The sequence below is a fragment of the Polaribacter sp. KT25b genome (assembly GCF_900105145.1).
Taxonomy (GTDB): Bacteria; Bacteroidota; Bacteroidia; order Flavobacteriales; family Flavobacteriaceae; genus Polaribacter.
Genome location: NZ_LT629752.1, coordinates 3903015 through 3917237, shown reverse-complemented (window position 1 = coordinate 3917237; position 14223 = coordinate 3903015). Strand labels below are relative to the sequence as shown.

6 protein-coding genes are annotated in these 14223 nt (G+C 28.5%); 4 read left to right on the top strand and 2 right to left on the bottom strand.

Annotated features, from left to right (window positions below; translation table 11 throughout):
- Window positions 1–6: 6 nt before the first annotated feature.
- On the bottom strand, window positions 7–2577 hold the full coding sequence (locus BLT70_RS17005; RefSeq protein ID WP_172824439.1) for a fibronectin type III domain-containing protein: 2571 nt from the start codon (window positions 2575–2577) through the stop codon (window positions 7–9).
- Between the two features lie 118 nt (window positions 2578–2695).
- Window positions 2696–4168 carry an arylsulfatase gene (locus BLT70_RS17000; RefSeq protein ID WP_091897209.1) on the bottom strand — a complete coding sequence of 491 codons (1473 nt, stop codon included), beginning with the start codon at window positions 4166–4168 and terminating at the stop codon, window positions 2696–2698.
- Between the two features lie 507 nt (window positions 4169–4675).
- Between BLT70_RS17000 and BLT70_RS16995 the strand changes: the two genes are divergently transcribed.
- From BLT70_RS16995 to BLT70_RS16980, 4 genes are all read left to right on the top strand, one after another.
- Window positions 4676–8851: a hybrid sensor histidine kinase/response regulator transcription factor gene (locus BLT70_RS16995; RefSeq protein WP_091897206.1), complete on the top strand. Its 4176-nt coding sequence runs from the start codon at window positions 4676–4678 to the stop codon at window positions 8849–8851.
- Between the two features lie 836 nt (window positions 8852–9687).
- Window positions 9688–12078: a leucine-rich repeat protein gene (locus tag BLT70_RS16990; RefSeq protein WP_091897203.1), complete on the top strand. Its 2391-nt coding sequence runs from the start codon at window positions 9688–9690 to the stop codon at window positions 12076–12078.
- A gap of 29 nt (window positions 12079–12107) precedes the next feature.
- On the top strand, window positions 12108–12290 hold the full coding sequence (locus tag BLT70_RS16985; RefSeq protein WP_091897201.1) for a hypothetical protein: 183 nt from the start codon (window positions 12108–12110) through the stop codon (window positions 12288–12290).
- 192 nt (window positions 12291–12482) lie between these two features.
- The gene (locus tag BLT70_RS16980) at window positions 12483–14111 is read left to right on the top strand and encodes a sodium/sugar symporter (RefSeq protein WP_091891092.1); all 1629 of its coding nucleotides are present in this window, start codon (window positions 12483–12485) and stop codon (window positions 14109–14111) included.
- Window positions 14112–14223 lie beyond the last annotated feature (112 nt).

Below are 14223 nucleotides of genomic sequence, written 5' to 3'. Positions count from 1 at the left end.
TTGGTTTTAATTTTTACTGATATACTGGTTTACAATAGCACTTTCAATTTGCTTACCTTTTTTTATTACAAAGGCTTTTATAGCATATTTTGAGTCTATTTTTACTTTTGAATTTGGAATAAAAACTTTAAAAGATTTCTTTTTATCAGAATCTATTGTTCCTAAAATTTTAATATGTTCTACATTCAAATAAGAAACATTATTAATGATTACTCCAAAATTATCTTCTGGTTTTAATTTCATTTGATTTAATTCAACTTTTACCAAATAACCCTCTTTTTGATTTTCAACAGATTGAATTATAATCTTATTATTTTTTTCTATAGAAAAAGCAGTAGCAATATTTGGATGAAAATTACTTTCACCAACCTCTGTTTCTGCTTTAACTGTATAGTAATATTGTGTGTTTTCTTTAATAGAATTATCTAGATACATAGTGTCTTTTACACCACTCGCAATTTTTGTGAACTCGTGTAATTTTACACCTCTATACACATTATAAGAAGTATTTGTAAGCACTTTATCTTGTGGTTTCCAATTTACATTTATAGAATTTGAAGTTATTTTAGTTGCCGATACATTTCTTGGACTAAATGGCACTCTAGAAGAAACCAACACATTCTTTTTATCCGAAGAAAGACTTTTACCTAAACCATTATATGCAGTTACCGTAAATTGATATTTGGTATTATCCTTAAGTTCTTCAATTCTATAACCAAAAACATTGGCTGTATTTATTTCAATATTTTTATTATTTTCATCAACGTAGTTAATTAAATAACTAGTTGCATCGGGTACACTTTGCCAAAATAAAGTAACCGTATTATCTCTTCTTGCAACTTTAAAAATGGTTGGTTTATTTGGTAAATTATACGTTACAGAAACGTTCTTAGATACCTCACTAATTTTCTCATCGTTTAAAGCTTCAACTGTAAAAAAGTATTTTTTCTTCGGATGTAATCCTTTTACCAAAAAAGTATTCGTTGCAGCGACGTTAATGGTTTTGCTTAAACTAGAAGCATCTGTTCCGTAATGAATTTTATAGGATTTTGCTTTTGAGATTGCACCCCATTTTAATAAAACTCCTTCTTTTTCAACGGTAGTTCTATAAATTGTTGGTTGCTCTAATTTGTAAGAATCCGTTTTCCATTTTAATACCGATATGCTAAATGGTTTTACAGATAATATTCCGTTTTTAATTTGAGTTTCTTTAATTTCTGTATCTCTAGTTTTTAATGAATCCGCAGAAATATAAGTTACTAACATATTGTCTTTAAATGCCTTGTTATCAATATTAATTTGATATTGATTAGCAATCTTACTTCTATTACTTACTACTAAATAATTGTAACCATTGCTTCCTTTATACCCTTGAGCAAACATTCCGTTTACTTTTGAGTTCTTTAAGCCATCAACTTTTACATTATCAGAAATATCTACGGTATATAAATATTCAGAATTATTAACAGCTTCGTTATAAATTTTATAGGCTTTACCTTCTAAATCTCTACGGACTCCTGTTAGAACTGTATCCGTTTCAATCTTTAAATTATTTTTAAAAGCATTTTCTACAACCCTACCATTTCCTTTACCTGGGTAATATTTATTACTTATTTCATGCGCACCTACATATTGTGTGTTTGTGTGTGCTAATTGTCGCATTACATATTCTATGTTATAAATACTTGAATAGATTCCGTTTAAAGGACTATTCCAAACACCAAATTCTGTAATTACCATTGGTACATCTTGCCAAGTATACGCTTCAATTTCTGACATTGCATCACTAGAAGTTGCTTCTAATAATTTTGTATTTGCTCGTTTATACGCTTGTTCTACGGTTTCTTTTTTTCCTGTATGTGGAGCGTAAGAATGTTTAGAAAACACATTCCAATACGCACCGTTTTCTTTTTGATATTTATTAATTTCTTTCATAAAAGTCCAAACGCCATCCCAAGTATAATTAAGGGTTAATTGAGCATCAGGAAAAATTTGTTGAATTGCCTCTGCATAAGGTTGCATTTTGGCTGCATAATCATAACCATCATTCCACCAGAATCTGTTTCTATTTGGAACATAAAAATAAGGCTCGTTACAAAACTGCCAAACAGCTACTTCTATATTATTGTTTTTACAGAAACGTGCCAATTCTAAAATCATTTCTGGCGATTCTGTAAATGCATTTACTGTAATTATCAACTTAGCATTAACTTCACTTAAAAGATTATATAAATCGATTATTCTATGTGGCCCTTTAACTTTTACATATCTATATCCTTTTAAGTATCCTTTAGTATGATCTAACATTGATATGTAATCTAAATCGTATTCTCCTGTTGCACTGCTAAAAGCATCTCCCATTGTGCCAGAAAAATAACGCAACCAACCAGGTTTTAATTCTTTTACAGATTTTACAAAATCTGGATGTGTATAACTCCAAATTTTATCTGCTATACGAACATTAAAACCACTAGCTCCTTTATTTATAGCATGCCCTTTATGTGTATTAATATTTATGTTTCTTAAGTTTTGACACAAAACAGCATTTGCCATAAAAAGGCTAAATATTACTACCAAATATGTATTCTTTAAAATCATATACAGAAAGAATAATTGATTTAGATCTATTTAAAGATTTACTTGTAAAGACAAAATAATATTTGTGCTTTACAAGTAAACCATATATTGTATTTAATTAAAATGAAACTTGATCAAATGTAAATACGTCTGAAGGAGTTCTTGCTCCTTTAAATAACTCCTTCATTTCTGCAACAATTTCTGGGTGTTTATCAGCAATATTATTTTTTTCACCTATATCAGTAGAAAGATCAAATAATTGCATTGGTGCATTAGGTTTCTTTAAAACATTGTACTTAACTGCCTTCCAGTTTCCTTTCCTTATAGCTTGTCTTCCACCTCTTTCATGAAACTCCCAATATAAATAATCATGTTGTTTTTGTTCTTCTGGTTTATCTAATAATGTTGGTAAAAAAGATATTCCGTCTAAATTATCTGGCACATCTACACCAGCAACTTCAGAAAACGTAGGGAAAACATCCCAAAAAGCAGAAATTAAATCTGTTGTAGTACCTGGCTTAATTTTACCTGGCCATCTAATAGTCATTGGTACTCTTACACCTCCTTCATATAAATCTCTTTTAACTCCTCTTAATTTTCCGTTACTATTAAAGTACTTAGGATCTGCTCCTCCTTCTGTATGAGGTCCATTATCAGAAGTAAAAACTACAATAGTATTATCTTCTAAACCTAATTCTTTTACTTTGGATAAAATTTCACCAACTTGAGTATCCATTACTTCAATCATTGCCACAAATGCAGCATGAGCATCTTTTTGAGATTCATATTTACCTAATCTATATTCTGGACCATCATCTGTTCCTTTAAATTCTTTTTCTGGTAAATATTTTCCTCTATACTTTTCTATTAAATTTTCTGGTGCTGCTAATTCTGCATGAGGAATTATAGTAGGTACATATAAAAAGAAGGTAGTGTCTTTATTTTTCTCTAAAAACTTAATAGCTTCTGCCTGAATTAACTCTGGTGCATATTGCCCTTTTTGATGATTATCATTACCTGTTAAAGCAATAGAATCTCTGTTAGACCATAAATGATTTGGATAATAATTATGACCTAAACGCTGACAGTTATATCCGTAAAAAGTATCAAAACCTTGATAAACAGGATCTCCTTCTGATCCTGGATATCCTAATCCCCATTTACCAAAAGCACCTGTTACATAACCACCTTTTTTTAATGATTCTGCTAACGTATAAGTAGCATCTGGAATTGGATATTGACCTTCTGGCTGAACTTCTTTATTTCCCCTTACAGGCGTATGACCTGTATGCATACCAGTTAACAAAGCAGAACGCGATGGAGCACAAACAGTATTACCTGCATAATGCTGTGTAAACATTAAACCTTGTGTTACCAATTTATCAATATTTGGCGTTTTAAATTTTTCTTGCCCGTAACTACTTAAATCTCCATACCCTAAATCATCTGCCAGGATATAGATAATATTTGGCTTTTTATTGGTTTTTTTAGTAAGCTGAGAAGAACTTTCTTTTACTGTGTTTTTATGATTACATGAAAACAAAGTGAAAATTAAAACAGCTAAAGAGAACATTTTTAAACTTTTTTTCATTTCTTTTATTTTTAATAATATACTGATTAACAAAGCGAAATTAACTCGCAAGTTCAAATGTATTATTAAAATAAAACATAAAAATACAAAATACACCCTATGAATGTTGCACTTTTAATGAAATAAGCCTAAAAATCACAAAAAGCAACATTAAAAGCCTATTTTTTATGTATAATAATCCCATAATCACTCTCAAATCTCTTTTTTTAGTAAATTACTTACTTCTACGAATTAGTATTTTTTTGACATAAAATAAATATTAATTACACTTATTTTAAGTACATAAAATAAACTACACCACTAACAAACCCTTTAAAAAATAGACTTTACGTAACTTATGATTTTTATTAAAATTCTAAACAAATTTAACAAGACCAAGAAAAAACACAACCCTGCAACATTAAAACTCTTAGAATGCAACATAATTATACCAATAAAATTGCATACTTTTGAGATAAAATAGATACTATTATAGGATTATTAAAAGACCTATTTACACTTGACATTATGAACAATAACTTAATAAATACAGCATCATTGATTTATAAAGATAAAATTCAAATATTAAAAAAAATAACACTTTTTGTACTTATATTTTTTTCTAGTTCTAGTTTCTCTCAAAAGAATGAAACTTTTTTTAATGATTTAATTATACAAGGAGATCCTTTTAATAAAAAAGTAAATGTTTTATTTGAAGACAGTATAGGATACTTATGGATCGGAAGTAATACTGGCCTATATAGATATGATGGATATAATTTAGTTTCCTATCAGCAAGACGTTTTTGATCCACACTCTATACCAAATAACAGTATTAATTCCATTATTGAAGATAAAAATAAAAATTTATGGATTGGTAGCGAAAGCTTTTTAATACACTTTAACAGAAAGGAAAATAAATTTAAAGGTTTTAATAAAAACACAACAACAGAGGTACTATACTCAGACTCTAAAGGAAATATATTCATTGATTTAAAAGGTAGTGGTTTTGCAAAAATTGACACAACAAAAAATTTTAATAAAATAAGTGATAAGAAAAAGATTACTATTAATCTTAAAAAACCCATACTTAAGGGGCAAATTAACTCTTTTACTGAAGATGATTTTGGAAGAAATTGGATAGGAACATCAAAAGGATTATACATTTTAAATAATGATAATTCTTTTATTAAATCCAATTTTAATAATGATATTATTAATTTTAAAAATTTTGGAAATAATAGATTTATTGCCATAAGTAGCAACAGCCTATTTATTCTAAATTATAATAAAGCTAATGCTAACTTAGAAATTCTAGAATCTTATCCAAACATTACAAACACACTTGATACACAAGCAACACTTACATCATTAGCAAAAAATCTAAACAATGAGGATTTATGGATAGGTACAACAAACGGTTTATTTAAAGCTATTAGAAAAAACAATTGCTACACGTTTGTAAAATTTTCTAAAGAACCAGAAAACGGAAACTTAAAAAGCAACTATGTAAGCTCTATTGTTTTTGATACATATGGCAATCTTTGGATTGGTACCTTAAAAGGAATAAATAAATACCGTATTAGAACATCTATTTTTGAGTATAATGAAATTATAGCGCCTAATAAAATAGAAAATGACATAGCAAACAGTATGGTTTTTTTCTCGCCGAGCAATATTTTAATAGGTATGAATAGTGGTCTTTACACCCACAATCCTAAAACTAATATATCAACCAAAATACACGCAAATATCCGTAATATTAAACATGTTTCATTAAATTATGAAAAGGATAAACTCTTATTAGCATCTGGAAATAAGCTCTATGAATCTGAACTTTTCGATTTTAAAAAGAATAGTTTTAAGTTATCTAAAATAAAAACTTTTAACTATGAAATTACTGATATTACTGTTATAAATAAAAATGAAATTTGGGTTGGCCTCTGGAATGGTGGCGTTGACATTATTAATACAAAAAATGAAATATCAAAATTTAAAAAAGATATAATTCAAAAACTCTCTAAAAGTCATACTTCGGTTTTTCTTTTAACCGAAGATCAAAAATTATGGATAGGAACAAGAGGTGAAGGCTTATTTAAGGTAGATCTTAACAATGAAACTATAGAGGATTTTATTCCATCAAAAGAAAACGGATTAACATCAAATGCTATTTTAAGCTTACATGAAGATAACAACAAAAATGTATGGATTGGAACACGAAGTGGAGGACTTAACAAATACATTAAAGAAACAAATAGTTTTAAAAGCTTTAGAAAATTAAATGGACCTTCTTCTAACACAGTGTCATCTATAAAAAGTGATCATAAAGGCAATATTTGGCTTAGCACACAAGATGGATTGGCTCGTTTTGATATAGAAGACGAAAAAATTATTCCTTTTAAAGAAGAAGATGGCATAAAAGAGAGTCAATTTCTTTTTAACTCAAGTACATCAAACAAAAGTAAAAACACTCTTTATTTTGGTTGTTCCGATGGTTTTTATACAGTTCACTGCGATAATTTTTCTCAAAAAAGTATATTGCCATCAACCGTAATTACAAGTTTTGCTACACTTGGAGCTACAGAAAATGATGAAACTGATTCAGAATTAAATGCAACGAATCTTATAAATGTAAATTCAGAAAAACCTATTGTTTTACCTTATAATCAAAACAATATTGTAGTAAATTTCTCTTCATTAGACCTTACTACCCCAAATAAAAATGAATTTGCATACATGTTAGAGGGTTTAAATAATTATTGGATTTACACCAATGCTTCTAACAGAAATGCAAATTATAATGATCTTTCCTCTGGTAAATATACTTTTAAAGTAAAAAGCTCTAATAGTGATGGAGTTTGGAACGAAATACCAACAGAATTATCCTTTAAAATAATGCCATCTATTTGGAAATCTAATTTGGCAATTTTGGCTTATATAATTATTGCCTTAATACTACTTTTTATAAGTACAATTTTAATTAGAAGATGGTATCGCTTAAAACAAAACCTTGTTAAAGAAACTATTAGCAGAGAAAAAGACAATGAACTTAATCAAATGAAAATGACCTTTTTTACAGACATTTCTCATGAATTAAGAACACCTTTATCATTAATATTAGGAACAATAGAAAAAGTAGTAAAAGAAAAGAAATTTACGTTAAGTCCACTTACTTCTCAACGTATTTACAATAATACTTTAAGAATGCACAGGCTTATAAATCAAATTATGGATATCAGAAAATTTGATCAAGGTAAGTTTAAATTAAATATTTCTAAAAATGATATTATAAAAGATATTAGCATCATAAAAAATGCTTTTAACGATTTTGCTAGAATTTACGGTATAACCTACGAACTAACATCTAACGAAGAAGTTATTAAAGCATGGTATGATGTAGATATTCTTGAGAAAATTTTATTTAACTTACTATCAAATGCATTTAAATACACACAAGAAGGAGGAGAAATAAACATCATAACAAATTTAGTTAAAGAAGATGCTCAAGAACTTACAGATTTAAATCTTCCTAAAAGCAAATATATTAAATGTATTGTAAAGGATAACGGAGTTGGTATTCCGCCAAAAGATTTAGAACATATTTTTGACAGATATTATCAAGCAACAAAACCTTATAGTAATCAAATTCCGGGTACAGGAATTGGTATGGAATTGGTTCAAAAACTATTGGAAAGACACCATGGACTTATACTTGCCGAAAGTGAAGAAAATAAATTTACAGAATTTACTTTTTACTTACCAATAAGTAAAAAAATGTATAACAAAAATGAAATTCTAAAAACAAGTACACCGCTTTTAAAAAACTTTATTAAAAATTCAGAATTTCAAATTATTGAAGAAGTTTCAACAGAATTTGATGAAAAAGTTAGCTCAACAGAGAACACAAAACCCAAAGTATTAATTGTTGATGATAATTCTGAATTAAGATTAATGATAAAAGAAGAGTTAATAGATCTGTTTAATATTTTAGAGGCATCAGACGGAAAAGAAGGCTACGATATTATGGTTCGCGAGAAACCTAAACTTGTTATAAGCGATATAATGATGCCTATAGAAGATGGTATTTCTATGCTAAAACGAATGAAAAGAAATTCTAAGATTAAAAACATTCCTATTTTTATGTTAACAGCTAAAAACTCTCAAGAAACAAGAATTGAATGCCTTGCTTTAGGTGCAGATGATTATATTGAGAAACCATTTAGTATGGAATTTGTAAAATGGAAAGTAAAAAACACTTTAGTTTCAAGAAAACAACTTAGAAATGAATATAGTAAAGTAATTACGGCTGCACCTTCTGAAATTGAAATAGAATCTAATGATGAAAAATTTATTAAAAAGTTAGTAAGTATTGTAGAAAGCTCAATGAGCGATCATCTTTTTAGTGTTGAATATTTAGCATCGGAAGTAGGAATGAGTAGAGCAAATCTATATAGAAAACTAAAAGTAATTGTAAATGAAACACCCGTTAATTTTATAAAAAAAATACGCCTAAAACGTGCAGAGCAACTTCTTAAAAAAAATAGTATGTACATCTCTGAAGTTGCATATTTAACAGGTTTTAATAATCAAAAATATTTTAGTAAGTGCTTTAATAAAGAATACGGTATAAGTCCTACAGAATATACAAAACAACATAAAGATTCTATTGAGAATAGCAACAATTCGTACATGGATGATAAGTAAAAAATAAACCGCTATAAACTAAAAGTTCATAGATTTTAACAGCAAACTAAAAATTTGCTTCATAAAAAAAAAGTAATCATTAAAGTGGGAAAATACAGATTTATGAAAATTCGTGTAATTTGTGTCAAATAAAAAATTAGACACTAAAACGAGATGCACTAAATATATAGTTGTAACAATTTCTAAAATAAACTATATTCAAATTTATAAAAAACTATTATAGATGCTGATATAGTAACATTTTTTAATGTGGTACTTTAATAGTGAACTAATTATCTAAAGAAATATTTAAAACATTCCATAACGCAGTAAAAGATTTTTTATACTTTTCTACAAATACTGTTTCTTCTGTAGAAATCTAAAATATATTAGAAGCTAAAATTCTTTCTTAAAAGGTAATAAATGCTGTTGATATGAGTACTTTAAAATCTAGCGTCTAGTTATTAAAAGGTAAAGACGCAAATGACTTAGTTATTAACACATTAAAAATAGTTAAAGAATATCTAAATTATTATTTTAAATTTAATTAGGGGTAAGAAAATTATATTTTCTTACCCCTAATTTTACATAAGATTTAGAAGATTGTATAAAACTAGTCCTTTCAGTAATAAATATAAAAAAGATAATTATAAACTACAATAATTATAAAAAATGCTTTTATTTCCTTAAAAAAATTGACAAGTGACAATACCAAAAAAAACATCAAAATCTCATTATTTACATTAAAACACCCATATATAGCTCATAATGAAACATTATTACCCCGTTTATGATAAATAAAATTTTAACATTTCTTTTACTTTTGAACAAACTAAAATTAATTAAAATTTAAAAAAATGAAAAAACGAATACTATTATTAATTGTGATGTTGCTAACAATAGCAATAACTAACGCTCAACAAGCTTCTGGCACCCAATTTACTGTTGGAGATATGATTTATGAAGTAAATGCTGATAATACAACAGTATCTGTCCATGATGCAGTTACTCCAGGTACATTAACTGGTGCGATTGTAGTACCAACTCATATTAGTGATGGTTCATATAGTTATACCATTACTGTAATAAAAAGTGCTGCTTATAATGACGAAGCTGGCATTACTTCTCTAGTAGTTCAAGGAGATACTGAAATTCAGTTACAGGCTTTTAGGAATACTGGTCTTACAACTGTAGATGTTTCCGCTATTGTTACAAAAAAAATAGGTAATAGTGCTTTTTTAAACTGTACAGCATTAACTTCTGCTAATTTTGACGGTGTTACATCAATTGGAAATCAAATTTTTAGCGGTTGTACTAATTTAACTACTTTTTCTGCAAATACTTTGGTATCATCAGGAGGTGGTACTAGCATGTTTCTTAACTGTACGTCGTTAACAACTGTAAATTTACCTGTTGCATTAGCGGTTGGTAACAAAATGTTTAGAAATTGTACATCTTTAACAACTATAGATATGCCTAAAGCTATAACTGGACTACAATATGGTTTTCAAAATTGTAATGCTTTAACAACCATAAACTTACCTCTTTTAGAAACTACAGGAACTCAAATGTTCGTAGATTGTTCTTCATTAGTTTCTCTAGATTTACCTGCTTTAACACAAACTGGTAACCTTAGTTTTTATAAATGTTCTTCTCTTAAATATCTAAACTTACCCTCATTAATAACTGCAAATACAGGTTCTTTTAATAGTACTGGATTAGAATCTATAATATTTCCCGCATCATTTACTACTTTTGGGTCTGGGCCTTCTAATCATTTTGCTAATGCAGCATCTTTAAAGCATATTGCTTTTACATCTGCAACACCAGTAGGTATTTCTGGAAGATCTGATATGTTTAATGGAACAGCTTTAAGCACTATAATAGTACCTGAAGGAGCTGCTTCTGCTTATGACGCGGCTGATGTATGGACAGATTTCTCTATTGTTGAAGGAACGTTATCTAAAACAGCTACAGACATTACATACAGTAGAAACTTAAGTGTTGATGATGACTGGTTTTTAGTATCTTCTCCTGTAAATAATGAAATGTTTAATGATGCTTATGTATCAGCTAATAGTATTGATGCTGCAGGTACAATTACAACAAATAATGCAATAGCAACGTATACTACAAACGGAAATACTTGGGATTATATGCAAGACGGTGAAGATTTACAATTTACACCAGGTGTAGGATATTCTGTAAAAAGAGCAAATGCAACTGGCGCAGGAAGTATTTCTTTTACTGGAAGCGCATTAAATTCTGGTGATGTTAATAATATACCTGTTTCTCTTGATGATGATGGATATAATTTATTAGGAAACCCTTATTTAACAAATATAAATAGTGGTGACTTTTTAACTGCTAACACAAATCTTTCTGGTGAAATATGGTTATATAACCAAGCTACAGGTAATTATGAAACTCATGTTACGGGAGATGATAAAATACTTGCTCCTGCACAAGGATTTTTTGTAAAAGCAACCAGTGGAACAGATGTAGATTTTACAGAAGCTATCCAAAATACTTCTACAGGTACTTTTCAAAAAGCTAAAACTTTATCAGAAATAAAACTACTTATAAATAGTGAAGATACTCAAAGATTTGCTAAAATATACTTTACAGAAGCTGCTACAACAGGATTTGATAAAGGTTGGGACGGAGAAAGATTTAATGGAATTTCAAATAAAATGGATGTTTTTACACAATTATTAGATAATAATACTGGTAAAAATTATCAAACACAGTCTTTACCAAGTGCAAGTATAGAGAGTGTTGTAGTTCCTGTTGGTTTAATTTCAGAAGCAGGTAAACAAATTACTTTTTCTACTGAAAATATAAACTTACCAGAAAATCTTAACATTTTTATCGAAGATAGAGCAAAAAACATCTTTACAAACTTAAATGAAAGTAATTATAAAATAACTTTATCAGAAGCTTTAAATGGTGTTGGAAGATTCTATATACACACCTCTGCAAAATCAAGTTTAAGTGTTGATACTACTTCAACTTTAGAAAGTGTAAGTATTTATAAGATGAACAATGCTACATTAAGAATTGCAGGTTTATCGCAAGGAAAAGCAAGTGTTAAATTATTTAATGTTCTAGGAAAACAAATGATAAACACATCTTTTGAATCTAACGGAGTAAAAGATATTTCTTTATCAAAATTAGCTACAGGGCTTTACATTGTTCAGTTAGAAACTGAAACAGGTAAATTAAATAAGAAAATAATTTTAGAATAATTAACAATAACTTATAAAGACAAGATATTATGAAAAAACATATAGAAAACACACAAGGCACAACTCAAGATATTACTCGTAAAGATGCTTTAAAGAAAATAGGAAATTACGGTAAATATGCTGCTTTAACAGCTTTAGGAACTTATTTAATTCTTAGCCCTCATAAAGCGCAAGCCTCTTCTCCTATAGAATCTCCAGGAACTGGATTCTAAAAAATAAAACTATAAACTCCCCCCTTAACTTTATTAAGTTATTAAGAATCAACATCGTTTTTAGTATTCCATTTTGAAAATTCAAAATGGAATACTTTTTTCAAAAAATCTCTCTAAAAATTATTATATTTTTTAAACTTTACGTTACTTTATCATTTATTAAATCAATTAAAAAAAACAAAAACAACAATTATGAAAGCAGGATTTGAAATGTGGGACTATGTCGTCTTCGTTGGATATGCCATTTTAATTTTAGGTGTAGGACTATGGGTTTCTCGTGATAAAAAGGGACATCAAAAAAATGCAGAAGATTACTTTTTAGCAAGTAAATCTTTGCCTTGGTGGGCTATTGGTACATCACTAATTGCAGCTAATATTTCTGCAGAACAATTTATTGGAATGTCTGGTTCTGGTTTTGCTCTTGGTATTGCAATTGCTTCTTATGAATGGATGGCTGCTTTAACTTTAATTATTGTTGGTAAATATTTCTTACCTATTTTTATTGAAAAAGGATTATACACAATTCCTGAATTTGTTGAAAAACGTTTTTCTACAAACCTTAAAACCATTTTAGCTGTTTTCTGGTTATCTCTTTATGTTTTTGTAAACCTTACTTCTGTACTGTTTTTAGGCGGATTAGCGATAGAAACTATTATGGGGGTAGATATGTTATATGCAATTATTGGCCTTGCTCTTTTTGCTGCTGCCTACTCTCTATATGGAGGTTTATCTGCAGTTGCTTGGACAGATGTTATACAAGTAGTATTCTTAGTTTTAGGTGGCTTAATAACCACTTATTTAGCTTTAAATACAGTTTCTGGCGGAGAAGGAATGTTAGCTGGGTTTTCTAAAATTTGGGAAGCTGCTCCAGAAAAATTCCATATGATTCTTGAAAAATCTAATGACAATTATATAAACTTACCTGGAATCTGGGTTTTAGTTGGTGGTTTATGGGTGGCCAACTTATATTATTGGGGTTTCAACCAATATATTATACAAAGAACTTTAGCGGCTAAATCTTTAAAAGAATCTCAAAAAGGTATTTTATTAGCGGCTTTTTTAAAGTTAATTATTCCTTTAATTGTAGTTGTGCCAGGTATTGCGGCATATGTAATGGTAAATGACCCATCAATTATGGCTAATTTAGGAGAAGCGGGAATGTTAAATGTTCCTTCTACAGAGCAAGCTGATAAAGCCTATCCTTGGTTATTACAGTTTTTACCTACTGGTCTTAAAGGTGTTGCTTTTGCTGCTTTAGCAGCTGCAATTGTTTCTTCTTTAGCTTCGATGTTAAACTCTACTTCTACTATTTTTACGATGGATATTTACAAGCAATACATCAACAAAAATGCTACTGATAAAACAACTGTAAATGTGGGTAGAATTTCTGGTGCAATTGCTTTGATAATTGCAGTTATTATCGCGCCAATGTTAAATGGATTGGATCAAGTTTTTCAATACATACAAGAGTTTACAGGAATGTTAAGTCCGGGTATTTTAGCTATATTTTTACTAGGTTTATTCTGGAAAAAAACTACAAATAACGCTGCAATTTGGGGGGCTATTTTATCTTTCCCTATTGCATTGGCTTTAAAATTTATTCCGATTGCTGGTTTAGAACCTTGGATGCATCAAATGGGAATAACAACTCTTTTAACAATGCTTATAATCATGGTATTAAGTCATTTACAAAATAATGGTAAAGACGATCCGAAGGGAATTGAAATTACAAAAGATTTGTTTAAAACAACGCCTTTATTTAATATTGGTTCTATTGTAATTTGTATTTTACTTATTGTACTTTATTGCTTATTCTGGTAAAAATAAAGCGTAATTAATAATAAAAATCGTCTAGAAATTAATTTCTAGACGATTTTTATTTATAGAATATATTTAATTTTTAAAAAATAATTTTAGAATATTTTTCTTAGAC

Excerpts from the sequence above, each read along its gene's own strand:
- BLT70_RS16995 (WP_091897206.1), top strand. The coding sequence starts at position 4,676 with ATGAACAATAACTTAATAAATACAGCATCATTGATTTATAAAGATAAA.
- BLT70_RS16990 (WP_091897203.1), top strand. The coding sequence starts at position 9,688 with ATGAAAAAACGAATACTATTATTAATTGTGATGTTGCTAACAATAGCA.
- BLT70_RS16980 (WP_091891092.1), top strand. The coding sequence starts at position 12,483 with ATGAAAGCAGGATTTGAAATGTGGGACTATGTCGTCTTCGTTGGATAT.
- BLT70_RS17000 (WP_091897209.1), bottom strand. The coding sequence starts at position 4,168 with ATGAAAAAAAGTTTAAAAATGTTCTCTTTAGCTGTTTTAATTTTCACT.
- BLT70_RS16985 (WP_091897201.1), top strand. The coding sequence starts at position 12,108 with ATGAAAAAACATATAGAAAACACACAAGGCACAACTCAAGATATTACT.